The following is a 23,790-nucleotide window of genomic DNA, read 5'->3' as shown; positions in this document are numbered from 1 at the left end:
TTCCCCCGACATAAAATTTTCGAATTCTAAACATCGTACATAATGAAGTTTAATCTATATTGTTCCTGAGTAACAAACTTGTTAGCACTTGCTCTGACATATAAAGTTGCACCTTGAGGAACATATAAATTCCTTATGATTGCAGGAAACTCAGAACCTGGTTTTGTTGGTTCTGCATACAGCAATGTGGATTCTCTCGTTTCGGTGTACTTTATTTGAGCAGCTAAATCAAGCGAAGTTTGTCCACCATTTGATCTTAAATCCAAGAGGATCCAGCGATCTTTGCCACTATTATTTGTCCACTTATACCAATCAACATCTGATGCATTTGCAATGAAAAGATCATAAGGTTGATTAGAAATTAACGTTAATGCATTATCTCTCGTATCTCCAATTCCGACAACATTAGTTGATACATCTGCAGCGATTGCCGGTTGTGTCATTGTCAGTAACAACATGGATGCAAAAAGAACAGAAACCATTTTCTTAATCCTCATAGTCCTTTTCCACCTTTTTATGTAGTAGAGTTGTTTTTCCAACTCTCTCCTAGATAATACCATCACATTACTTATAGTGTATATAGAATTTTGTATTTTCTTCCTATTTATTCCTCTACACTCTTAGTTCTTGCAGTAACCTCATATTTTTATATAAGTGCTAGCTCAACGAATCCTATACTAATCTATCCAGTAGCTGTATCAACCTTAGTTACCTAGCTTGTAAAAATATCTCCACCAAAGGCTTGTCAAGGTGCGAAGTTTTTAATGTTCACGACTTGATCTATTTTAGACATAAGAAAAAGCACCGGTTAGGGTGCTACAAGAAACATCATCTATGCCACCAAGATTCCACTATCTGATGAACAATAGCTGGTTGGTAACCTCTTCCTATCAAATAAGATACTGACGCAGCTTCTCTAAAGGAGCGGCATTTAAGGAAAAATAATTTTCAATACTGATGGCAGGATTTTAAACCGTGGCAGTTATATCAAAACTGCGATTTAAATGTCCGAGCTCCATCAACATATGTAGTGCGGCCTTCTTACTTTACATCTTTTTTTAATGCTTCCGGGAGCTTCTTAGCACCGAAAACGATTTTTGGTTTCATTGATTGCTTTTCGGCTCTTGTCTCCATTCGATTCATTAGAAACATTTCAATCTTTTTTCTCATCCTTAACACCTCCTTTCGGTAAAATGGTTAGAGCTTGTACAAAGAAAACAATTGCTAAGATGGTCGACTGTACTACTAAATTGATGCTAACAATGAATACTGCCAAGCATTTGTATATTGTACCATTTTTATGCACAGCAATCTCTTCAAACCAATTTGGAGCACGCAAAAGAAATATCAACATAGATATCATCGTTACTATAACTACAGCCGTTTTAGATAACGGTATTACAGATACGATCACACAGAATAGTGAAGTCATGATCATACACACAGTTAATGATGAAAAATGAATGCCACCTGAAAAGCTTCGGATAGTCGCTAATCCCACGAAAGCTAAAACTGACTCCATAATCTGTCCAAAAATGGCACCTATTGTAATTGTAATTAAAATTACTCCGTATTGATTTATAGTCATCGCAATACCGTATTCAAGCACTTCTATATCTACTTCACTGTCAGGATTGTTTTTCTTCAAGGTTCTTGCAATATTCCTCGAAAGACTCTCTAACACTTTCATCATCCCCCTGATCAGATAAAAAGTAAGCAATTCCGAAGCTTGCTAATGAAAGCATCATGAGAAGTATGTAATTTTGAGACATAATAATGACTAATGTCAAAAATATAGTTATTGCGGATACAACGCCTGAGATGATTACAATGCGATTACTATATTCTGAATACTTGATTCGAAATGTATCATGCGGTGGAACGATAATAAATGAAAATCCCATGCCTGTTGCTCTGAGGAGCACTGCTATTGCTGCACATATAATGAAGGAACATAACTGAATTGAGTTAACAGGATAACCTGTATTAGCAAATATAACGGATTGGTCAGCTACTCCTAGAGCAGCTAAACTATAGTAAACGATCATTTGAATGGATATATAGGCAGACAAACCTGATCCAATAATAAACGCTGCATAATGAAGTCTGTATTCTAACACAGAATAGTAAAAAATACAAGTATGATATATTGCAAGGGCAAATCCCATGTAGGCAAATTGATCTGCGTCCTTAGTAGGAATGAGCATATTGCTAATGCCACGGATAAAATGAGCAATTTATATTTGTACCTTAATAAAGGCTGCTTATATATCTTTAGGATTAAGGCATTAACAACTGCAGCATCAAGAGTACTAAACAATAGGTAAGTAAAAGACTGACTCACTAACACACCACCCTTTATAGTTATATAAGACTATTATAAATTAGGATATCTACGTATGGTATTGTTAATTTACTTTAAAGCTTGTAAAACAAAAAAGAAAATCTCTCGTTTCAAAAATAGCGTAGATCACATCTTAAAAAATAACAGCATATGTAAATTGGAGCGAGGCCATTATAGCGGGCGGACAAGGGATTACCATCTTCAAAACTTGGTTTGATTTTTTGCGCAAATATTTTTTACTACTGGTCCTATTCATTTTTGTAAACTTCTGGACGATAATATAAATGTCTCGACTTTTTCAAAAATGGCGCTCCTTGACGTATTTGGCATATAAGAGCTGCTAGCAGACTCCATCGTGTAAAAAATAACCGATTAGCTTATGAAGTTCCTCATTTAAATCTTCATTTTTCAAACAGATGGGCGATCTCTAGTTTTGCAGATGTAGTACGCCAATCGAGAGTCAAAAAGTAATACGTAAATACTTATTTGAGGAGGTTTTGAAATTATGTTTAGATGAAGAGTATAATGCAAGCTGGCGTTATAAACCAAGGTCTATCTCAAAGTCCAACAACGACATCACTTCACTGCAATTGTATTCGGTATAAAGACAGAATCCCCTGGAAATGTAACCGCTTACTTAAGTGAGCAAATATTATAGTTAAGGAAGGAAGTCCGCTTTTATGAAGAAAACATCAATGTTGTTAATCTTGTCGACAGTTTTAATTTTATCTTTAGTGAGTGGCTCAATTATTTCAGCTAGTCCATCAACTTCTTCAGGAAACGAATTGACCAAAGGTCAAAAATCTCCTGTAATGATGGCGTACTACAGAACATGGCGTGACGTAACCATGCCTCATGATTCAAACTCAACTCTACCAGACCCTAATGTGACAGCTATGACAGACATTCCTGAAGAAATCGATATCGTTTCCGTCTTCCACTATGTAAAACCAGGAACAGATGAACAATTATTTTGGGACACTCTTCGTGATACCTACGTGCCTACCTTGCACGAACGTCAAACCAAAGTGATTCGCACGATAGATATTAGGGAGCTATATAACGTACCTAGTAGTAGTACAATGCCCACTTCCAAAGAATATGATGATCATGCGCAATCCTTAATAGATAAATACGTAACTCCCTACAATTTAGATGGCTTAGACATTGATATGGAGGAAACATTAACACAAGAAAAAGAAACAAAAGCTTTTGGTTCTTTTGAAGCTCTGTCTAAACGTTTGGGACCAATGTCGAATAGCGGCAAACTGCTTATCTATGATACAAACAAAGACAATCATAGTCTTTTCAAAAAAGTAGCTCCATTTTGTGATTATTTGTTTCTACAAGCTTATGGCAGAGCCCCTAGTAGATTAGATAGTACATGGGCAACTTATAAAAATACGATCTTCCCAGATCAGTTTCTTCCAGGTATATCCTTCCAGGAAGAATTAGGTGCAAATTCGGGGGGATGCTCAGGAACCATTTGAAACAAGCAGAGCTTACAAATATGCTGCTTGGCAACCGAAAGATGGTCCTAAAGGAGGAATGTTTATCTATGCCATCGATAGAGATGGAAAAGAATACGGAGATAATACAATTACTAAAACAGACTTTAATTGGACAAAAAATTAATTGATGTCTTGAAAAACAACTAAATATTTCTGTAATGCGTCTACTTGACGGAGAATAGCCATTATCATTAGCCATTGCAGAAAGTTTTGAGAGCCGTGAGAGATTCTTTTCTCAACGGCTCTTGTTTACTACCGATTAGAATTCATGATCGTATTTTTCAAGTACTCCTTGAACTCTGCATATTCGCATTCTGTGATTATTCGTGGGAAGCTCATAATGACAAGCTCATGAGGTTTATATTGTTCCTTATATGGAGGATGTTCGTGATGGTATTTGTTTTCTTGGAAACCAAGTCTCATGTAAAAGTTTTTACGTCGAATCGAAATGGGGTCTATCGGTGGATCAATCTCTAAAATCACAATTTCGTTCGCTTCAATAAATTCTTGCAAACAGCGTGACCCCAGATTATCCCCTCTCCTATTTGGATGAATTGCAAAATGTTCAATATATGAAAATCGTTTCGTTTTCCAGTAACATATCAGCCTGATGAGAAAATATCGAGAGAAGGGTGAATTTGGGCCTTTGGATCAGCAAGGAAGACGCCAGCAGTACATCGCCAAGATCGTTTCGTAAATCAGTTAAAACGGGAGAATGAAATGTTAAAAAGCGTTTGGAAATCTGGATGCGGGAGGAACGACTCAAAAATATAGAATGATGAAGGAAGTAGCAGGCGAGTACAGTGCTAGTGATTTATGCAAAGTGTTAGGTGTCTCCAGAAGTGGATACTATGCTTTTTTAAAGAGGCATAAGGTGGATCATGACAAACCATTGAAAGACTTGATTCAGACGAGTTGCTGATAACTTGCTACAACGGCAGTTTCAAGCCGAGGTTCCCAATCAAAAATGGGTAGCCGATGTCACACAGTATCGTGTGGCAGATAAATGGTTGTACCTTTCGGTCAACGACTTGTTCAATCTGGATTGATCGTTCATAGCGATCAAGGGTTCCAATACACGTCCTACGCTTACCATGACATGCTGCCGAAGGTTAGCGCCCAAATCAGCATGACTTGGAAAGGCAATGGTTACGATCATGCCTCTATGGAGAGCTTCATCTCGCATCTCAAAACGAAAGGGCTCTATCCTTCATATCCGAAGTTTGGACGAGGCACAAAGGCAAATTGAAGAATATATTCATTTTTATAATCATAATCAACCACAAAGAAAGCTAAAAAAGCTGCCGCCAGTAGGGGACTGACGACAGTTAGGTGCTTTTTCTAAGTCCACTAAATGGGGTCTTGACCACACTAGCGGCTTTAATAGTTAAAATTAAACATCATATGCATGTAAGGAAATTGTATATTGCGCAATAGTGTCTACTACTCTTTCAACAGATAAATACAATGTTGCTCCATCAGGAATGTATAAGTTCCCAAGAATTTGGCTAGGTCCTGGAAAGTGATTTGCATAGTGAAATTCACTGGTTATCCCGTCACTATATTTTATGATAAAACCAAACCTAAAGTTTCTGTTATCTCCATCATTTCCATTCAGCCACGATCCAAATCTTTTTGTTTTTCCAGTTTGGTTTGTCCACTTATACCAATCTTTGTCTGTGCTATCCTGAATGAATAAAGTGTAACTTGCGCCTGGATCTAGGTTAATCGCTCTTTCTTTCGTGTCCCCAACACCTTTAGCAGCAAAAGCGCTCGTTGAAAATACCAGTATCAATGTGAATACCAGAAGCGTTGAGATAAACTTTTTCATAATCTCACACCTTCATATGTAGTAGAGTTGCCAACTCCCTCCTAGATAATACCATTATCATACTTATGAAGTATATGGATTTTTGTATTATCATTCCATTTAATTACTATATTTATTAGTTCGTTTCATATAAAAAGCCGCTAATCAGCGGCTATCTTTCAATTAGTAAACGTTAATATAATATTGTGCGACGTATTTCCCGTTTTTATCATACCCTGTGACCGTTGCGTAACCCTTTTTCAGTCCACGAACCTCACCGGAAAAATAATTAACGCTTGCACAGTCCGATCCATTAGTGGAGACATAATAAGCAGATCCACTCAGATACGCAATGCCACCTACCGGAACCGAAACACTAGTATTGATGAACGATGCTTTAATTCCATTCTGCGTAACATTTTCAGCCGCAAAGCTTGTTGTTGGGCTCAATACACCTACCAACAGTGCCGCTGTGGTACCGAATACAATCAATTCCTTTTTCATTGAAGAACCTCCTTAAATGGTTATTTATGACTTACAATTACTATAAAACAGTAACAAAGCTTCTACAATCCATTTTGAACAAGTTGTAAAATTCCCACCAATTAAAGTAATTTTTACCCTGACATAATCATTTAGGAATCATATCCATCCGTCCAACGTGGTTTGCTCTTGAGGCGCCTATAGACGCTAACCTGACAATCGATACCCTTAAATATAGGGGAAAAGACTTGCGCGGCCTTCCATTATATAAGCGTAAAGAAATATTATCTTCTGTATCATTCAATAATAGTCGTATCATAATGACACCTTACATTGAAGGTGCTGGCACGGCATTATTTGAGGACATATGTTCAAAGAAGAATGAAAAAACCAGAATTTATCTTAAGGATTATAAAAACGAATGATACTCAACAATTTTCATGTCTCGGGGAACAACTTGCGGAAATTCTATCCGCTATATATGTTGCGGTCTCGCCACTTGGTTTTACGGACGCAGGCTTGTTTGTTATCGCCGAATCGCGCAGCTTCGCAAGCTTGCCAACCATGTTCGTGCCGTATTCGTGTGAAGGAGCCCAGTTTCCGCCAAGCGACTCGATCGTTCGAGCCGTCCCATATAAATATACAAAGTGACGCTGATCAGGTGTATCCTTTTTCGGATACCCAGCAGCGCCAGCTTAAAGCGCCAAATGGTCAAGGTGAGCTATTGTCAAAGGGAACGTTACCTTTTAAATCGTCATCCCATTTGTCGATGCTCTTCCATTTGCGTACCTGGGATTCAGTAAGGCAGAGTTCAGCAGCAACGTCCATCAACTTCATATCGCCGCCGCTGTCGAGCCACATTTCCCTTGCTTTATCTCTGTTCGGGCTGCGCGCTCTTGCCATTTGGTCAACATCATCACCTCCATTAATTGGTTAATGTTGTTTTGTAGCTACTCGTGCAATAGTTAATCTAAAGAAATATCATCATCCAAATAGTCCAGTACACGTTGCCCATACTATCACTGATTCTTACAGTAATCGCCTTCTTTTGCGTCGATTATTTCGCAGCTACGAATAATGCTTCCTGTTTGACCGCTCAAATCTTCTCGTCTGTGTTCCATTGTCTCATTTCCTTTCTGGGCATTATAAAAAGCCTCCCATATGAGAGCGAGCTTTATACTAATCACGTCTATTCTTTTAATAATCCCCATCCTGCGCCAACCTAACTCCTTTTGGTGTTATTAGGAGCCTATCAAACCATATTATACGCACGTTATTCTCATACTTATGATGCATTTTTCCTCCAGTGGCAAACGCACCTTTCCCACCTTTGATCAGACCTGCGTTTTTTAGTTCTAAGATGTAGTAGGCTGAGGTTAAAATGTTTGTTCCTCTTTACTCGACTCTTCCAGTAAATATTTAAAATCCGTCATCTCTGGAACCTTAGAGTTTGCTATGTTTGTAAGGAACCAGATCTGTGCCTCATTTATATCTATCATTAGATCCCTCCTCTCGTCATACTTCAACACAAAGAAGGTATTCCCCCTATGAAAAAAGCCGCTGATTATCAGCGACTAAATCCATGTTGAATATTATACACATCTGATTTAAGACTTATAAATCCAACCTTCGTAAACTCCTCTCCACTCCTTGCCTTTCAACTGCCACTTTTTGATTTTCAGTTCACCTTTCCAAATACCTTTCCCCTTCGTACCTGTACCCACATAATAGTACGTATCCGGAACATCGTTTTTATTAGAATAGTACTTCGGACCATTGACGTCTGTGATCCATTCCTTTTCCTCCTGCGCAAAAACAGAATTAGTAGTCGATACTTCTGTTTTTGTAGCAGCAAAGCCTGATGTCGGAGCCATTATACTTGCCAGTAATGCTGCAGTTGTGCCGAATACGATCAGTTCTTTTTTCATTGGAACATTCCCCCTGTTATGGTTATTTGTTGTTCGCGATTACTATAAAACATCTATCCAGTTTCTTCAATCCATTTTGAATAGAATGTAAATTTCCCACCAAATAAAGTAATTATAGTCATCTATTTTTATTTAATGTAACCCTGCTCATAACCACTTGGAAATAACCCCCCAAGGAGCGGCTAACCGAAGAAAAATCATATCTGCCTTGCACTATTAATGCATGTGTATCATCTCATCACGATAAATAAAAAGCCGCTCAAATGGAGCGACTTGATGAAGCCCTTTAGTTCAAATTACCAGGTTTTTCATATGTTAAACTAAAATTTTGATTTCGTAAGGTTCGGGGTTATTCCCGGTTGATTTCACGAATAAGTATACTTTCCCTGCATATGCAGGAACTAAAATATTATGAAAGTCCAGAAAAGTTCCACTCTTACTCTTTTCTGCATAAAACGGCAATGTACGATGTCCGAATGGATACACCATAACCGCTCCTAACTGTAGATTATTTTGTGCTGATGGTGTCCCAATTTGAAAATTCAAGTATCTATTCTTCGTTGTCTTATTTTCCCATGTAAACCAATCATAATCTGTGGAATCTGAATTATACCATTAAGTCTGATACCTGGCTCAATTTTAATAGCTTATTCCATAGTATCCCCCATACCTGGTATCGCAAATGCACTTGTAGAGAATACCAACATTAAAGCGAATACCAGAAGCGTTGATACATACTTTTTCATAGTATCCCACCTTTGTATTTAGTGTATATTTTTCCATATCCACCCTGCACTATACCATTTTATTACTATTATGGCATAGTATTTTCTTCCTCTTTAATCCGTCCTTTTTTGGATGAAATGAAAAAAACCACCCCACTAGGAGGCGGCTTTCTTTGTCAAACAATCACGTATATATGATATGGGGCATCCTTTCCAAAGTCTCGAGCAGTATGACCCTTAACTTCTAAGTAGATAACCTCTCCTGGCCGAAGTTTTACATCGTAAATAGCGTCCTTTTTGCCTGCACCTTCATCTTTTCCAGTAAGGATATCTCCATTAGGAAAATACGCTCTGATGTCATAGTTAATAAAACTAACGCTCGAATCAAGGACAAAGACTGCTACAATCGTACTTCCAGTTTTATTTGTGAACTTGTAAAAGTCGCTATCTTGATAATCCAAGTAACCGACTTTTTGTTGAATTCTCCCTCCCAATTTTTCTGCTGTTAATTCCACAGCAGTTTCCTTAGAGTCAGCATAGCCTTTTTCCGCAAAAGCGCTAGATGAGAATGGCAGCAATAAAGAAGCACAGATAAGAATAGATGATAAAGCTTTCTTCATAGTATCCCACCTTCATATGTAGTAGAGTATTTTCCAACTCTCTCCTATATAATACCATTATTATCCTTGTTGGTATATGACTTTTCTTTTTAATAACAGTGCCACCTCCCTGAGGAGCGACTATACTCGCTACTGTGTATTTCTGTATGGGGTACATTCCTCCATTTTTAAACTGAATATCTCTTTAACATCAATTAGATTGAATTCATCTAAATTCATATACCGTTACCCTATCAAATTAAAAAGCACCCCGAAGGATGCTTATAATACTGAAAGACTTTTAAAGATTGCATTTGAAATTTGGCTATTAAATATCATTTATTGTTTTCCCGTGTGTTTTCAATAAGACTGTAGGTATTATTTCTTTTAGGGAAAAATTTATCATATATATCTGCTTTCGCCATCGCCTTTACGAAAGATGGAATGTCGCCGTTAACGGCATTACTCCGTAATCCATACATTTCTTTCATCAAACTAAAAGTCGCGTCTCTTTCCCCATGGTTATCAGAATATACCAAACTTGTATTCAACGAAACTCTGTAAACTCAACTGATCATGCCCGGTAGACATCAAGGCCTCACATCCAGTTATCAGATTGATTATACCTTCTTCAAGACTTTTGCTAGAACAAAAACTCAAATAGTGGTTTAAAACAAATAGCCTTCTTCGATTTCGCTTATCGTACTCTTACAGAAGAACCCTTAGATGCACACTTACGCGCTATTGATGAAGCTATTTCAATTAATGAGAGAGGAATCCAACAAAAATGACTATAAATACAATCCCAGTACCAATAGTATCAAGAAAAGATTATTGAGAAGAACAAGAAGCACTTCTTGTTACTAATTTTCTTTCAATAATCACCTTAATTAGACACATAAAAAACATCGCGTCTTAATCGGTAGCATTACCTAATCTTGTTTATTACCCGCGCTGTTTTTTATACGTCTATATATAGGTGGCTTTCGTACGGGGAACTTTTTAGATATCTTTATTTTTATACAGCTGTATTAGCGTCCACCCTGTCTTACCTGCTCCTGTCTTATGATACATCATATTTTTTAAGAGTTTATTATCAGTAAACTGTCCGACCTTTTCGAACTCTTCTAATGGTCTTTTTAACATGTTTCCCGCCAATGTATCATGATCAATAAGACTTAGCTTATTATCAACTTGTCCAACCTTTTCCTTTAATTCTCCCAAAATCATGCTTAAGTCATCTTTCAAATTATCAGCCTTTGTCGCTTCTCGAACCGAAATATATATTGCTACAAACACTAGGGATATTGATACAATGTAGACCCATACGATATAAGCTCCATAACTTTAATATTATTTGCATGTGATGCTCCAAAGGTTAGCGCAATACAAAATCATCCAGCACCAATCTCGTGTCTCCATTCCCACTTCTTTTACGCCTGTTCACTCCAATTCCACTATTTGAATATCCATAATTATACATGATGAACAGGATCAATAGGCTTTCACGTTGATAAGCTGCCCGCCGTTCTATTCCCCGTTTATTCCCCCGGCCGTCGTCCTGTATCAAGCCATTCTAGTCTATATTCGGTATCCAATATCATTTCCCCTAATGTCTTTATCTCGGAGTCAAGAGCGGTGATATCTGCTTCTATGTCATCCCGTTCTGCTTGGGAGGTGGTCGGCAAAGTCATTCTCGAATAAATTTGTAGGTGAAATGGAGGATGGGTGCTATATCCCCCATCCTCCATTTCACCCACAAAAATAAAAACCCCAGAAGCCTTGCGGCTCTAGGGTTTGCATGAATTAGTATAATGTCATGTATTGATCGCGTTCCCATTGGTGAACTTGCGTGCGATACATATCCCATTCAATTTCTTTTAATTCCAAAAAGTGCTGTAATGCATGCTCACCCAATGCATCGCAAACCGTCTCATCACGAAGAAGTTCTTCCAATGCTTCCTTCAAGCTGGATGGCAAGCTTGGGATGCCTTCCGCCTGACGCTCTTCTTCTGTCATGACGTAAATGTTACGATCCGTAGGGGCTGGAAGGTCTGTCTTCTTCTTGATTCCTTCCAATCCTGCTTTCAAAATGACCGCCAGAGCCAAGTATGGGTTCGCCGCTGGATCCGGGTTGCGGACTTCAACACGCGTGCTCAAACCACGGGATGCTGGGATACGAACCATTGGACTGCGGTTGCTTGCAGACCATGCCACATAACATGGAGCTTCATAGCCAGGAACTAAGCGCTTATAGGAGTTGACCGTTGGATTCGTAATTGCCGCGAATCCGCGAGCATGCTTTAATACCCCCGCCATAAATTGACGTGCTACTGGACTCAAGCCGAGCTTATCGCTTTCATCATAGAACGCATTCTCCTTACCGTTGAACAAGGAGATGTTGCAGTGCATGCCTGAACCGTTCACACCGAACAGCGGTTTTGCCATGAATGTAGCGTGTAAACCGTGCTGGCGAGCGATCGTCTTCACGACGAGCTTGAAGGTTTGAATTTGGTCTGCTGCCTTAATTGCATCTGCATATTTGAAATCAATCTCATGCTGTCCAGGAGCCACTTCATGATGGGAGGCTTCAATTTCGAAGCCCATCTCTTCCAGCTTCAATACGATTTCACGGCGGCAGTTCTCACCAAGATCTGTTGGTGCCAAGTCGAAGTATCCGCCTTGGTCGTTCAGTTCCATCGTCGGATTGCCCTTGTCATCTGTCTTGAACAAGAAGAACTCTGGTTCCGGACCAACGTTCATGGACGTGAAGCCCAATGCTTCTGCTTCCTTCAAAGCCTTCTTCAAAATACCGCGAGGGCATCCTGCAAACGGTGTTCCATCTGTTGTGTAGACGTCGCAGATCAATCTAGCGACACGATCTTCCGTTACCCATGGGAAGACGACCCAAGTATCCAAGTCCGGGACAAGATACATATCGGATTCTTCAATGCGCACATAGCCTTCGATCGAAGAACCGTCAAACATCATTTTGTTGTCCAGCGCCTTAGGCAATTGGCTTACCGGAATTTCGACATTCTTAATCGTACCGAGCAGATCCGTAAATTGCAGACGGATAAATCGTACATTTTGTTCCTTTGCAATGCGTTCAATGTCTTCTCTGGTATAACCCACAGGGTAGCATCTCCTTCTCCATAAGCTTGTTTAGATGATTATCTATTTAGTAAAGAAACGAGACAACTCGCCTTGAATCAGCGATACTTGCCCCGGTCTGTTACCGGCTAAAAGCTGTTGCTTCAACATGCGGTGCAGCTGGAGATCGGACATTTCCTTGCGCTTGCTCTCCGAAGCTTCACTAAGCACAGTTGCCTCTTCCGATTCCTTCGTTACCGGATTAAGCACTTGCTTGATGCCTGCGATGTTGACTCCCTTTTCAATAAGTGTTTTGATTTCAAGCAATCGCTCTACGTCATTGAAGGAAAAAAGACGCTGGTTTCCAGAAGTACGAGCAGGCATAATTAATTCATGCTGTTCGTAGTACCGAATTTGACGAGCAGTCAAATCCGTCAGCTTCATCACGATGCCGATTGGAAACAACGCCATATTTCTGCGAATCTCATCTCCCACCGCTTATCAACCTTCCTAGTTTGTCATAAAAGAAAGTTTACGTGCTGTGTACGCTAACTGACATCACATCATAAAAACGCCTGTCTAGCGCAGTCGCCCATCAGTGAATTTACTCCTATCAGAAGTATGTTATGCCTTTCTTGTTCTCATTTTATCCCCCGGAAGCAAATGTGTCAATGGATGTAAGGAAATCTAACAAAAAATATTTATAGCTCCAACAACCCTCGATCTACCATTGTTTGCAAGGCTGTCATTGCCCCAAGTTTTGCATGAGCGTACGTAAGCCCACCCTGCATGTAAGCCGTATACGGCTCACGAATTGGCGCATCAGCGGATAATTCTAAGCTGCCTCCCTGAATGAAAGTACCTGCCGCCATAATGACCGGATGCTCATATCCAGGCATGTCCCACGGTTCAGGAACAACATGCGCGTCAACAGCCGATGCTTTTTGGATGCCTTGAACAAATGCAATTAGATGATCCGCCGTATGGAAGCGCAGCGCTTGGATCAAGTCGGTACGAGACGCAGTCCAATGCGGAGATGTCTCAAATCCAAGCTCCTCGAACAAAGCTGCCGCAAACACACTTCCTCGTACGGCTTGTCCCACGATGCTAGGGGCAAGGAACAGCCCTTGATACATCGAACGAGTCATACCAAGCATAGCCCCCACTTCCCCGCCAATTCCAGGCGCAGTCAAGCGAGATGCTGCTGCCTCCACATGGGCACGCTTGCCTACAATATATCCGCCCGTTTCAGCAATTCCGCCTCCTGGGTTTTTGATGAGCGATCCGGCCATCAAATCTACACCAAGCTCCGTTGGCTCTTGAAGTTCGGTAAACTCTCCATAGCAATTGTCCACAAATACAATCACATCCGGCTTGATCCCTTTCACTTGCCGTACCATTTCACCGATCTGCTCTACCGTGAAAGATGCTCTCCAACCATATCCGCGAGAACGTTGAATGCCAATGACCTTCGTGCGTTCTGATATACTAGCGCGAACTTGTTCCCAGTCCACTGCTCCTTCCTCAGTCAGCGCAACCTCATTATAGGCCACACCCCAATCGCGCAAAGAGCCTGTTCCATCATGCTCTTGTCCAATTACCTTATGCAGCGTGTCATAAGGTGTACCTGTAATGTACAGCAGTTCATCACCCGGACGCAGAACGGCGAACAGCGCGGTGCCTATCGTATGCGTACCTGATACAAAGTGAGGTCTAACCAAGCCTGCCTCTGCACCGAATACTTGTGCATAAACTTCATCCAGCACCTCGCGACCACGGTCATTGTAACCATAGCCTGTAGACCCTGCAAAATGAAAATCACTAACGTGATGCTTCTGAAACGCCTGAATGACCTTCCACTGATTCCGCTCGGCGATTCGTTCTATCCCCCGCACCTGTCCGGCAATCTTCTCTTCTATTTGCTGCTCCAATTGCTCCAGTCTTGCTGTAAATTGCATTGTATTCATTCCCCTTAGTCCATTCCCATGAAGGAAGTTTATTTCACTACGTAATCAATTAATTTGTAACCGTGCTGTTCAGCAGCAAGTCGATCCAAGCGAACCTTCAGCAGCAAATCGTTTTCGTCAATTTCTTGCTGCAAAACCTCACCCATTCGATAGATTAAGGCAATTAAATCTCCACGATCAGCCGCGATTCGGTAGGTTATTGTCTGTCCGGCCAATTGATCCTGCACAACCTGCCGAATCCGCTCCAAATCACCTTCATCATATGCACTAATAATAAAGTGACTTTTGTCATGGGGCAGCATTTGCCGCTGTTCGGGTGTACACAAATCCTTTTTATTATAGAGTACAATTTGCGGCTTGGCCCCTGCTCCCAATTGCTGTAGGATATCCTCTACAACCCGCATATGATCTTCACGCATCGGTGAGGAGGCATCCATAACATGCAAAATAAGATCCGCCTCATTCACTTCCTCTAAAGTCGCTCGAAAAGCAGCAACGAGATCATGCGGCAAATTTTGAATAAAACCAACCGTATCTGTTAACACAACTTCTTTCCCGCTTGGCAGCTCCCATTGACGAGAAGTTGGATCTAGCGTTGCGAATAACTGGTTCTCTACATATACATCTGCTTGTGTCAGCTGACGCAATAATGTCGACTTCCCAGCATTGGTGTAGCCAACCAGCGCAACTTGATAAGCCCCTGTCTTTTTACGCCTTTCTCGATGCAGATTGCGGCTGCGAACAACTTCATGAAGCTGACGCTTCAAATCAGAGATACGGCCTCGAATATGCCGGCGATCCGTCTCCAATTGAGACTCCCCCGGCCCTCTTGTGCCAATTCCGCCGCCTTGACGGGATAAGTTCTTTCCATGCCCTGATAGGCGGGGCAGCAAGTATGACAATTGAGCCAGCTCAACCTGTATAATACCTTCTCTTGTTTTCGCCCGTTGTGCGAAGATATCTAGAATGAGCTGCGTGCGATCAACAATTTTGACGTCCAATGCCTCTTCCAGATTGCGGACTTGGGCGCCTGACAGCTCTTGATCAAATATTGCGGTCGTTGCACCCAATTCATCGATCACTCCGCGCAGCTCCTGAACTTTCCCCTTCCCTATGAACCATCTTGGGTCTCGGAATTCACGCTGCTGTGTCATGGTTGTCAAAACCTCAACACCAGCGGTTTCAGCCAGCTGTACCAGCTCGTCAAGTGAATATTGGGGATCAACCCCGCTTCTCTTGACATCATCCGTTATTAAAGTCACGAGCACAGCTCGATCGGGTATATTTTGATTTGTATGGTGAGGCTCTTTTCGCATTCGCGTGCATTCTCCTTATCGGTTCATCATCCATAAGACCATTGCACTCATGTTCAATGGCATATACGTTGTACAGTATACCTCATTTTCGCTCTCATTTTAAATCCTCTGGTTTTTTAGTCATTAATTCAAGCTTTCCCGGAGATTGCTGCGGATATAGCTGTAAAAGACGCATGCCTGATTGCACAGCCGACTCCATCACATTTCGAACACTAACCGAGCATTACTAAACAGGTTAGGCTCAAGTAATTTCTCATCTAACATAACTTCAATTGTGCCTGGGTAACCGGCATAAGCACGTAATCATGATCCTTCGCTATTAATTCTGCGATGTGCAGCCGCTCTTCCATAGAATAACTGCAATGATTTTATTTTCTGGGAAGTTAACCGCAGTCAATCTAATGCCACTTAAATGAAGATTCTAAGAAATTATGAAAAACAAAAAAACATTGATAGATCATAGAATACTAAATGAAATAGCTTTGATTTTTTGGATGCGAACTTATGGCTCCCTGTTAACGAGATCAAAAATAAATTGGAATTCTGTTGAAAAGAATTTGATTAAAGCACTTATTCTTAATGCGGAGCATAAGGAACTGGTTAATCACTTTAAAGAAACTAATCTTATAAATGGGGAAAGTTTTGCGGTGTACGAAAAAACTATTGATGGAAATGGAGTTCAGTATTATCTAATAAGGACTAGGGGTGTAAATAACATTAAGCTTCCAGTCTTACATTTTCAAATGTTTTTCATGCATAACAGAGCATGTGGGAGAAGGAAGATGCCCAAAGTTCACATGAAGTGTGGAATAGGTTGATTCAGGCGACCTATATAGCGCAAGATGAATTGGAATGAAAGTTTGATTTCACTGTATATAGCAAACGGGAGCCTTCTTAATAAAAGGCTCCGAGTTAATGGGCTAATAGTTAGTGATATTCTTTTCCCTGATAGATAACATACCCAACAGGTCTGTGGGTAAAATGGATTACTGGAGATCTATCTCGATTATCTTCAGTGGCATATGCATGACCATGATCTATGTATTCGCCTTGCAATTCAATCTCTTGTCCCTCAGCAATACCACTTATCGGCTCTGCTAATCCCATATGATCGCCATATCGGATTGCGACAAAAGTATCCTGTTTCATGTCAACTAGAGAAGCAGGGGCTCCTTTAATGCTAATTAGTTCATTAATTTTAACATCAAAATGTTGGTGCATCGCTCCTCTTCGTTCTCGATCAGGATATACTTTTACAATAGTAGCCTTAACATGCACAACAGGAGCATGCAGGGACAATGGATGTAGTTGATGACCATATGAATCATTGGTGATCGTATGTCCAAAATGGGGGTGCTTTTCTAAATTGTGGTGGTGACGATTAAGTAGATACTGATGACTAGACACTTTTGAATCCTCCTTAAATGTGTGATGAAAAGTAGTGTTGCCAAAAGTGCCTTAAATATTCGATAAATAAATGAAATGTCGTGTGCCTAAATAGATGGAATAGATAATGCCCGTTTATTGGTAATTAAATTATGTATTCCAAACCCCCTCTCTGTAAATTGAGGGGGATTTTTTTCGATATAATCAGATAAAACTAGGAATGTTGATTCGTTCCGTGTCATCATCTTTACTTGCAAAGTCATCATAAGTTAAGTTTCTTAAATTTGCTTGTGATAACTTACCTTTGTTGTACTTTATTAATCTTACTGCTTGATTACGAATTGCCTTCTCGATTAAATTTCTAATAAAGCGCCCATTACTAAAATTATAATTATCCTCTTTTTCTTTTGTGATCAGTTCCTTTATCTTCACTACTGCCTCTGGAAGGATTACATACTCTCGCTCTAAGGCCATTTTGTAGGCTATTTTGAGCAATTCATCGTTTGAAAAATCAGGGAAATCGAGATGAATTGAAAATCTTGAAGGTAGACCTGAATTTGTTAGCAACATTTCATCCAATTCATTTCTATACCCTGCAATTATAAGAATAAATTCATTCTTATGGTCTTCCATAAGTTTCACCAGACAGTCGATGCATTCCTTACCGAAGTCTTTCTCACCACCTCTTGCAAGACTGTATGCCTCGTCAATGAATAATACCCCGCCTAACGCTTTCTTTACAACCTCTCTTGTCTTTTGTGCGGTGTGACCAATATATTCTCCTACAAGATCAGCCCGATGTACTTCAAGCAAGTGCCCCTTGCTTAATAAGCCCATTGTCTTAAAAAGTTTTGCAAGTATTCTCGCAACACTCGTCTTACCCGTTCCTGGGTTTCCTTTGAATATCATGTGGTATACCTGTTCATTAACCAGCATTCCCTCGTTCTTACGGTGCTGATTAATTGTCAACATGGCGTAAATTTGAAATACCAATTCTTTAACCTTATCTAAGCCAATTAGCTCATCGAGTTCATCAAAGATTTTTGCATACTCCTCTATATGTTCACTTTCTCCACCACTTTCTTGAGCAGCAGGTGGTATAATATTTACTTCATTGCGAATTTCGCTTTCTTTACTGTTATTGAATATGATGCTTACTTTATGATCTTTTGTTGTTATAGATCTATTGTCAGAAGCCATGGTATCACTTCCTGAACGTTATCATTTTCCCACTCAATATAGTCTCTAAATCTTTCTGAGAATTTAGTCGGGCACGTGCCTTTAGCGATATCGTAGTTAGATTGTATTTACGGAATAATGTTTTTATGTCCCACCAATTGCTTTCAATGTCCTAGCAAGGTCATCAAAGAGATCTTTAGTTGCAGACACATTTAAAACCCCAAACTCTTGTGTTAACCCGCATGCTTATTGCTTACCAAAATTCTTTTTCTCCACCGCGAGCCAGGCTGTATGCTTCATCAATTTGTCGATGTTTCAATATATTCTATCGCCTTACAGGTTATTAGCAGAGTTTGTATCTACTATAGCTAATCCCGCACTTGCTCTATTCCTATTCACGCCCACATTACAAGCAGAAGCAGATTCAAGACCTCCTTTCACATAAGCAGGCCATAAAAAAGAGTGTGCAGCAACCTACTCTGCACACTCTACACATCCCCTTATGCTGTTTGATACGGACTGTTCATGTAATTGTCCAACACGCGTTATCTATTTATCTCAAGCTGCTTTATTCACGTTAGATTGAATTTCTACAGGAGCATCTTCAGTCCCCGCTCCGCCATCTTTCTTACTGCTGTTATCCTTCTGACCACCATGATTATTGATGTGATTCGACTCTTTCGTGCTGAGACTATTAATCCCTGTGGAGCCATCATTGGAATTATTGTAACCTGGTGTACCGGATCCCGAGGAACCATTATCCTCTGCCGAGCCAGAATTGTCACTGCCATCTTCATTACCTGTACCGTTATCGCCAGTTTCCGGCTGCTGGTTATCCGGATTTTCCGGTTCAATCGGCGGCGTCGGATCGACTGGATTTTGCGGATCCTCCGTTGTCGGAGGATCAACAGTCGGCGGCTCAACTGGAGGCGGCTCAACTGGTGTTTCTTCCTTGATCGTCACGGACGCTTCATTCGATTTGCCCGACTCCTCTGTTGGCGTTGACGCAATTATATAATACGTATAGGTTTCGCCAGGGAAGACACCAATATCTTCTGCTCCAGTCTCCTTAAGTCCTTTCAGCAACTGAGTGAACTTATTATCCTTGGAAGACTTCCGATAGACCTGATACGAAACATTATCTCCAGATACTCGATTCCAGCTCAGCGTCACACTCTTCGAATTTTCAGAATACGAGGCGCTTAGTCCGCTAACTGCCTTAAGCTCCTCTGGTTTCTCTTCCACTTTATCCGGCTTGTTGAACGAGCCTGCCTTCTTGCTTTGCAGCGCCTTGCCCATAACCTCACTGAACATCTTTGACGCTCCGCGGCTGCTCTCATGGATAAGGTGATTTCGGTCAGTCTTGTCATATCCCATCCAGACAGCTGCAGTCCATTCCGGTGTATAGCCAACAAACCATGCATCTCGGTCGCCCTTGCCATTGTAACCTGGCACGGAATGCTGAGTCGTACCCGTTTTACCTGCAACAGTACGGCCGCTGATTTGTGCATTTTTACCTGTACCATTCGTAACGACTTCGCGCATCATTTCTGTCATATAGTAAGCCGTTTTCTCACTCATGACCTTTTTGCCTTTTGGTACGTGATACACATAATAGTCATTGTTTTTGCGGTCTGTAATCTTCGCAATTGTATAGGAATCATAATAATTCCCTCCGTTTGCGAATGCATTATAAGCCTCTGCCATGTTGATCGGTGTAACCCCATGCGTCATCCCGCCCAATGCGATTGACAAATTATAATCGTCATTCGTCAGAGGGAAGCCAAGATTTTTCGCAAAGTCAAACCCTTTCTTCAGGCCAATATCATTCAGTATCCATACGGCAGGGATGTTGATGGAACGTCTAACCGCTTCCGTCATTTCCACTGACGTCGTATAGCCCCCAAGGTTCGTTGGACAATAATTGCCGAAGCATTGCTTCTCATTGTTCAATCTCGACCACGGGAAATACTTGCCCGTCTCCAGTGCTGGCGCATAGGACACGATTGGTTTGAAAGATGATCCGGGCTGCCGCTTCACAGTAGCACGATTCAATCCTTTGCGGGCGTAATCCCGGCCCCCTATCATCGCGATGATGGAGCCATTGCTATGATCCGTAATCACCATTGCACCCTGCATTTTCGTGTCATCCTTGCTCTGCTCGAACATTTCGTCATTATTGAATGCATTGAACATAATGCGCTGAGCGTTGGCATCCATCGTAGTATAAATATGATAGCCGCCACGATACAGCTCATCCTCGGTAAGTCCTGTTTTTTCTGTCGCTTCCTCTATCATGTAGTCAATGAATGCATTGTACGCCTCGTCTTGCTTATTCTCCGATTTTGCCGAATGCCCCGACATTTTCGGATCGTAATCCACCGCCGCTGCGCTCTTCGCCTCTTCAGCCGTAATATAGCCTTGTTCATACATCAGTTGAAGAACAACAGCTCGGCGTTCCTTCGAACGCTCTGGACTCGACAGCGGATTATATCGCGACGGCGCTTTTGGAATAGCTGCCAAAGTCGCTACTTCCCACAGTTTCAAGTCATTTAAGTCATCTTTATTGAAATACACCTTCGCTGCAGCTTTGAGACCATATGCATTTTTACCGAAGAAGATTCGATTCAGATACATCGTTAAGATTTCGTCTTTCGAGAAGTGATTCTCAAGCGCCAGTGCGATCGATACTTCCGTAGCTTTACGGAAAAATGTCTTGTCACTCGTAAGGAACATATTCTTGGCAAGCTGCTGTGTAATGGTACTGCCGCCTTCAACAAGGCTGCGCGATACAACGTCCTTTACCATCGCTCGTCCAATCGACCACAGATCAACCCCAGAGTGCTCCTTAAAGCGACGATCTTCCGTCGCAATAAATGCATTGCTTACGAACTCCGGAATATCTCTCGGCTCTGCGATTTCCCTATGCTCTATGCCTTTGCCCAGCTTCGCAAGCTCGGTACCATTTATATCATATACTGTGGATACCTCCGCCAGCTTGAACATATCCGCATCCTTATATTCACGCATCAGCCGCTCTCCGTTCAATAGTACGAACAAATAACCGCCAACGGCACAGAACACGGCAAATGCCGTCGTGAAAAACATAAGCCAAAACGTTTTTTCCAAGTCCATTTCTTTTTCTTCTTAGCTTTGTGCTTAGGATTTCCATGTGCCGGTTTGCGCGTAAGGTGTGCTGGTTCTTTTTCCCTTGTCATCTGCATCCGACTCCCTTTATTTCTTTGATTGTCTCTCTCTTCATACCTTGTCGAGATATGATTGAAACATATCCCTCATACTTATACCCAATATGACTACGAATGAAAAGAACAACCCTTCAGGGTTGTTCGGCAGCGACTATATTCCATTAGACGTGATGGAGGGGCAAAAAGTTTCATTGGCAATCTGCCCCATTCCATGTCAATTACGCCTCGTTCTGATGATCTTGCATCAGGGATACGTTACGTTGCGGCGTGAATGTGGAAATGGCGTGTTTATACACCATTTGTTGACGTCCTTCGCTATCAATGACAATGGTAAAGTTATCGAATGCGCGAATGACACCACGAATCTGGAATCCGTTCGTCAAATATACGGTCACTGGAATGCTTTCCTTACGCAATTGATTCAAAAATGTGTCTTGAATGTTAATAGATTTATTCATCGTCCGTACCCCCAATAATCATGAGATTGTGTTGAAATATATTCAACCTGTTATCGAAACTTTCCTGCTATGTGCTTACAAATTTTTTCAAATTGTTGATCCGCACGTTCTGAATCCGTGACATCAACCCAGTGAATGTCCTTCATGTGACGGAACCAGGAGAGCTGGCGCTTTGCAAATCTTCTCGTGTCGCGCTTGAGCAGCTCAACGGCAGCATCCAAAGACATTTCACCCTCAACATACGCTGCGATTTCTTTGTAGCCAAGACCTTGCATCGATACCAGATTTCGTGAGTAGCCCTGTGCAAGCAGTTGGCGCACTTCTTCCACCAGCCCCTCCTCCATCATCATATCGACTCTTGCCTCTATTCGTTTATATAGCATCTGCCTATCCATTGTCAAACCTATGATGCAAAGCTCGAACGGAGATTCCTTCTTCTGACGAGCCAGTTGGTTCGATAACGGTTCGCCTGTGAGATGGTATACTTCCAAGGCTCGGATTACCCTGCGCTGATCGTTTGGATGCAGTCTTTCCGCTGATTCGGGATCCACTTCGCGCAAGCGCTCCAGCAATGCCTCATTGCCATGAGCAACAGCAAATTCCACCATTTCTTGGCGAAATGCGTCGTCTGCGCCGTGATCACTGAATTCAAAACCGTAGCAGACGGATTCCACATAGAGTCCCGTTCCCCCAACGATAAATGGGGTATGATTGCGGCTTGTTATCTCATCGATCAAATTGCGACATTGTAATTGAAAATCGGCGACGGAATACGGTTCATCCGGATCCAATATGTCCATCAAATGGTGCTGAATTCCTTCGCGCTGCCCCACCGGAAGTTTTGCTGTGCCAATATCCATTTGCCGATATACCTGCATACTGTCACCAGATATAATCTCACATTGGAACTCCTTAGCCAAGTCAAGACTAAGCTTCGTTTTCCCAACTGCAGTCGGACCAATGAGTACAAGTAGTTTCGGTTTATTCCTTATCGTTGCCTCCGGCAATGTCAATCACCCCATATGCCAATTTCGCTCCGGACGGTAACACACGGGTAAATCCTAGCCGGGCAAATTCTTCGCTGTTCTTTACTTCCTTCATGACCACTCTCTTGCGAGCTACGCGGCAAGCTTCTTTAATCGCTTCGTGCGTCAAGGCTTCATGGTTCGCCATCGTCCGCAGCGGATCTATCGATGCTGAGCTCGTTACAGGAGAACGGAACATAGGATCGAAGTATACCACATCTACAGAACGGCTCGGAAGTGAGCGGAGCATGCTTAGATGATCGGCCTGCTTCATTTGAATTCGACGCATTGCCTGGGTAACCTCTTCAACACCACTTTCATACAGCTGCAGCCCTTCATGTACGAGCGCGAACAGCGACGGCTCACTCTCCAAGGCAGTAACCCGACCGTTCGGGCCCGCCGCAACGGCAAACACCAGCGCATCGCCTGCAAGTCCGGCCGTACAATCCAATACCTCATCACCAGGCTGAATGCCGCTCGCAGTTATCATTCCATCTGCATCACCGGACAAAATGCGCTTTGCCCGCACATAGGCCATACTAGGGTGATAGGTCAACTCAGTGCTGCCTAGCTTTAAATAGCGTACACAATCATTTAGGTAGACGAGAAATTCATCGTCGCCATATCTGCGCTGCATGCGAGGCAATGTCTGATTCCGGCGTTCAGCATAGTGCCATCCGAACAGCTTGGCCATCTTCCGTGCCCGCTCTTTTAGCTCTGGTGACGTATACTCGCCTGTCGTGACTATCATTTGCTCCTC

The 23,790-nt window shown here is 41.7% G+C and carries 24 protein-coding genes and 1 pseudogene; 4 read left to right on the top strand and 21 right to left on the bottom strand.

The window, feature by feature from the left end; all coding sequences use genetic code 11:
- Window positions 1-26 precede the first annotated feature (26 nt).
- The 4 genes from PAV_RS21785 to PAV_RS21775 form a co-directional block, all read right to left on the bottom strand.
- Window positions 27-497: a hypothetical protein gene (locus tag PAV_RS21785; RefSeq protein WP_005549878.1), complete on the bottom strand. Its 471-nt coding sequence runs from the start codon at window positions 495-497 to the stop codon at window positions 27-29.
- A 544-nt stretch (window positions 498-1,041) separates the two neighbouring features.
- Window positions 1,042-1,170, bottom strand: a complete 129-nt coding sequence (locus PAV_RS36970; protein WP_005549877.1) for a hypothetical protein — start codon at window positions 1,168-1,170, stop codon at window positions 1,042-1,044.
- Window positions 1,154-1,648 (bottom strand): accessory gene regulator B family protein, encoded by a 495-nt coding sequence (locus PAV_RS21780; RefSeq protein ID WP_040736506.1) that lies wholly within the window; start codon window positions 1,646-1,648, stop codon window positions 1,154-1,156. Before PAV_RS21780 ends, PAV_RS36970 begins: the two co-directional genes overlap by 17 nt.
- Window positions 1,629-2,207, bottom strand: coding sequence for a hypothetical protein (locus tag PAV_RS21775; RefSeq protein ID WP_005549874.1), 579 nt, complete (start codon window positions 2,205-2,207; stop codon window positions 1,629-1,631). Before PAV_RS21775 ends, PAV_RS21780 begins: the two co-directional genes overlap by 20 nt.
- Window positions 2,208-3,024: 817 nt before the next feature.
- Here PAV_RS21775 and PAV_RS21770 point away from each other — a divergent pair.
- A complete protein-coding gene (locus PAV_RS21770) occupies window positions 3,025-3,834 on the top strand; it encodes an EndoS/ChiA family endoglycosidase (protein WP_005549873.1) in 810 nt (269 codons plus the stop codon).
- A complete protein-coding gene (locus PAV_RS36405) occupies window positions 3,800-3,979 on the top strand; it encodes an EndoS/ChiA family endoglycosidase (protein ID WP_238555885.1) in 180 nt (59 codons plus the stop codon). The genes PAV_RS21770 and PAV_RS36405 overlap by 35 nt, the downstream gene beginning before the upstream one ends.
- Before the next feature lie 128 nt (window positions 3,980-4,107).
- Here PAV_RS36405 and PAV_RS21765 read toward each other — a convergent pair whose 3' ends face one another.
- Entirely contained in the window at window positions 4,108-4,368 is a 261-nt protein-coding gene (locus tag PAV_RS21765) for a hypothetical protein (protein ID WP_051135184.1), read from the bottom strand.
- 398 nt (window positions 4,369-4,766) lie between these two features.
- On the opposite strand from PAV_RS21765, the pseudogene PAV_RS37905 reads away from it, so the two are divergent.
- Both PAV_RS37905 and PAV_RS37900 read left to right on the top strand, forming a co-directional pair.
- Window positions 4,767-4,895, top strand: a pseudogene (locus PAV_RS37905) (IS3 family transposase); the annotation flags it as partial.
- A gap of 105 nt (window positions 4,896-5,000) precedes the next feature.
- The gene (locus PAV_RS37900) at window positions 5,001-5,177 is read left to right on the top strand and encodes an IS3 family transposase (protein ID WP_444547421.1); all 177 of its coding nucleotides are present in this window, start codon (window positions 5,001-5,003) and stop codon (window positions 5,175-5,177) included.
- Between the two features lie 71 nt (window positions 5,178-5,248).
- Here the strand turns inward: PAV_RS37900 and PAV_RS21755 are convergent, their stop codons facing one another.
- The 16 genes from PAV_RS21755 to PAV_RS21665 all read right to left on the bottom strand — a co-directional run bounded on the left by PAV_RS21755 (window position 5,249) and on the right by PAV_RS21665 (window position 23,781).
- Window positions 5,249-5,686 carry a hypothetical protein gene (locus tag PAV_RS21755; protein ID WP_005549872.1) on the bottom strand — a complete coding sequence of 146 codons (438 nt, stop codon included), beginning with the start codon at window positions 5,684-5,686 and terminating at the stop codon, window positions 5,249-5,251.
- A 162-nt stretch (window positions 5,687-5,848) separates the two neighbouring features.
- Window positions 5,849-6,169 carry a hypothetical protein gene (locus PAV_RS21750; protein ID WP_005549871.1) on the bottom strand — a complete coding sequence of 107 codons (321 nt, stop codon included), beginning with the start codon at window positions 6,167-6,169 and terminating at the stop codon, window positions 5,849-5,851.
- A gap of 690 nt (window positions 6,170-6,859) precedes the next feature.
- Entirely contained in the window at window positions 6,860-7,051 is a 192-nt protein-coding gene (locus tag PAV_RS21745) for a phage terminase small subunit-related protein (protein ID WP_040736505.1), read from the bottom strand.
- A gap of 704 nt (window positions 7,052-7,755) precedes the next feature.
- Window positions 7,756-8,076, bottom strand: a complete 321-nt coding sequence (locus PAV_RS21735; protein ID WP_005549867.1) for a hypothetical protein — start codon at window positions 8,074-8,076, stop codon at window positions 7,756-7,758.
- 901 nt (window positions 8,077-8,977) lie between these two features.
- The gene (locus PAV_RS21730) at window positions 8,978-9,421 is read right to left on the bottom strand and encodes a hypothetical protein (protein ID WP_005549864.1); all 444 of its coding nucleotides are present in this window, start codon (window positions 9,419-9,421) and stop codon (window positions 8,978-8,980) included.
- 981 nt (window positions 9,422-10,402) lie between these two features.
- Window positions 10,403-10,630 carry a hypothetical protein gene (locus PAV_RS21725; RefSeq protein WP_040736503.1) on the bottom strand — a complete coding sequence of 76 codons (228 nt, stop codon included), beginning with the start codon at window positions 10,628-10,630 and terminating at the stop codon, window positions 10,403-10,405.
- A 576-nt stretch (window positions 10,631-11,206) separates the two neighbouring features.
- Complete coding sequence (gene glnA, locus PAV_RS21715) at window positions 11,207-12,535, bottom strand: type I glutamate--ammonia ligase (protein ID WP_005549861.1); 1,329 nt, start codon at window positions 12,533-12,535, stop codon at window positions 11,207-11,209.
- A gap of 42 nt (window positions 12,536-12,577) precedes the next feature.
- The gene (locus PAV_RS21710) at window positions 12,578-12,988 is read right to left on the bottom strand and encodes a MerR family transcriptional regulator (RefSeq protein ID WP_005549860.1); all 411 of its coding nucleotides are present in this window, start codon (window positions 12,986-12,988) and stop codon (window positions 12,578-12,580) included.
- Between the two features lie 206 nt (window positions 12,989-13,194).
- Complete coding sequence (locus PAV_RS21705) at window positions 13,195-14,451, bottom strand: methionine gamma-lyase family protein (protein ID WP_157267140.1); 1,257 nt, start codon at window positions 14,449-14,451, stop codon at window positions 13,195-13,197.
- Window positions 14,452-14,489: 38 nt separating this feature from the next.
- Window positions 14,490-15,776, bottom strand: coding sequence for a GTPase HflX (gene hflX, locus PAV_RS21700; RefSeq protein WP_005549858.1), 1,287 nt, complete (start codon window positions 15,774-15,776; stop codon window positions 14,490-14,492).
- A gap of 927 nt (window positions 15,777-16,703) precedes the next feature.
- On the bottom strand, window positions 16,704-17,183 hold the full coding sequence (locus PAV_RS21690; protein WP_005549856.1) for a hypothetical protein: 480 nt from the start codon (window positions 17,181-17,183) through the stop codon (window positions 16,704-16,706).
- A gap of 183 nt (window positions 17,184-17,366) precedes the next feature.
- Window positions 17,367-18,362: an AAA family ATPase gene (locus tag PAV_RS21685; protein WP_005549855.1), complete on the bottom strand. Its 996-nt coding sequence runs from the start codon at window positions 18,360-18,362 to the stop codon at window positions 17,367-17,369.
- A gap of 537 nt (window positions 18,363-18,899) precedes the next feature.
- Complete coding sequence (locus tag PAV_RS21680; protein WP_005549854.1) at window positions 18,900-21,476, bottom strand: penicillin-binding protein 1A; 2,577 nt, start codon at window positions 21,474-21,476, stop codon at window positions 18,900-18,902.
- Window positions 21,477-21,765: 289 nt separating this feature from the next.
- Window positions 21,766-22,005, bottom strand: coding sequence for an RNA chaperone Hfq (gene hfq, locus PAV_RS21675; protein ID WP_005549853.1), 240 nt, complete (start codon window positions 22,003-22,005; stop codon window positions 21,766-21,768).
- Window positions 22,006-22,055: 50 nt separating this feature from the next.
- On the bottom strand, window positions 22,056-23,012 hold the full coding sequence (gene miaA / locus PAV_RS21670) for a tRNA (adenosine(37)-N6)-dimethylallyltransferase MiaA (protein ID WP_005549851.1): 957 nt from the start codon (window positions 23,010-23,012) through the stop codon (window positions 22,056-22,058).
- Window positions 22,987-23,781, bottom strand: coding sequence for a class I SAM-dependent methyltransferase (locus PAV_RS21665; RefSeq protein WP_005549850.1), 795 nt, complete (start codon window positions 23,779-23,781; stop codon window positions 22,987-22,989). The genes miaA and PAV_RS21665 overlap by 26 nt, the downstream gene beginning before the upstream one ends.
- Window positions 23,782-23,790 lie beyond the last annotated feature (9 nt).

Source organism: Paenibacillus alvei DSM 29 (assembly GCF_000293805.1).
In the GTDB taxonomy this organism is placed as follows: domain Bacteria; phylum Bacillota; class Bacilli; order Paenibacillales; family Paenibacillaceae; genus Paenibacillus_B; species Paenibacillus_B alvei.
Note: the sequence above shows the minus strand (reverse complement) of the source record. Positions and strands in the feature narration are given on the sequence as shown.

Bases quoted from the DNA above. Each gene is read 5' to 3' on its own strand.
- PAV_RS21785 (WP_005549878.1), bottom strand. From the start codon at position 497: ATGAGGATTAAGAAAATGGTTTCTGTTCTTTTTGCATCCATGTTGTTA.
- PAV_RS36970 (WP_005549877.1), bottom strand. From the start codon at position 1,170: ATGAGAAAAAAGATTGAAATGTTTCTAATGAATCGAATGGAGACAAGA.
- PAV_RS21775 (WP_005549874.1), bottom strand. From the start codon at position 2,207: ATGCTCATTCCTACTAAGGACGCAGATCAATTTGCCTACATGGGATTT.
- PAV_RS21770 (WP_005549873.1), top strand. From the start codon at position 3,025: ATGAAGAAAACATCAATGTTGTTAATCTTGTCGACAGTTTTAATTTTA.
- PAV_RS37900 (WP_444547421.1), top strand. From the start codon at position 5,001: ATGGTTACGATCATGCCTCTATGGAGAGCTTCATCTCGCATCTCAAAA.
- PAV_RS21755 (WP_005549872.1), bottom strand. From the start codon at position 5,686: ATGAAAAAGTTTATCTCAACGCTTCTGGTATTCACATTGATACTGGTA.
- PAV_RS21750 (WP_005549871.1), bottom strand. From the start codon at position 6,169: ATGAAAAAGGAATTGATTGTATTCGGTACCACAGCGGCACTGTTGGTA.
- PAV_RS21745 (WP_040736505.1), bottom strand. From the start codon at position 7,051: ATGGCAAGAGCGCGCAGCCCGAACAGAGATAAAGCAAGGGAAATGTGG.
- PAV_RS21735 (WP_005549867.1), bottom strand. From the start codon at position 8,076: ATGAAAAAAGAACTGATCGTATTCGGCACAACTGCAGCATTACTGGCA.
- PAV_RS21730 (WP_005549864.1), bottom strand. From the start codon at position 9,421: ATGAAGAAAGCTTTATCATCTATTCTTATCTGTGCTTCTTTATTGCTG.
- PAV_RS21725 (WP_040736503.1), bottom strand. From the start codon at position 10,630: ATGATTTTGGGAGAATTAAAGGAAAAGGTTGGACAAGTTGATAATAAG.
- PAV_RS21705 (WP_157267140.1), bottom strand. From the start codon at position 14,451: ATGCAATTTACAGCAAGACTGGAGCAATTGGAGCAGCAAATAGAAGAG.
- hflX (WP_005549858.1), bottom strand. From the start codon at position 15,776: ATGCGAAAAGAGCCTCACCATACAAATCAAAATATACCCGATCGAGCT.
- PAV_RS21685 (WP_005549855.1), bottom strand. From the start codon at position 18,362: ATGGCTTCTGACAATAGATCTATAACAACAAAAGATCATAAAGTAAGC.
- PAV_RS21680 (WP_005549854.1), bottom strand. From the start codon at position 21,476: ATGGACTTGGAAAAAACGTTTTGGCTTATGTTTTTCACGACGGCATTT.
- hfq (WP_005549853.1), bottom strand. From the start codon at position 22,005: ATGAATAAATCTATTAACATTCAAGACACATTTTTGAATCAATTGCGT.
- PAV_RS21665 (WP_005549850.1), bottom strand. From the start codon at position 23,781: ATGATAGTCACGACAGGCGAGTATACGTCACCAGAGCTAAAAGAGCGG.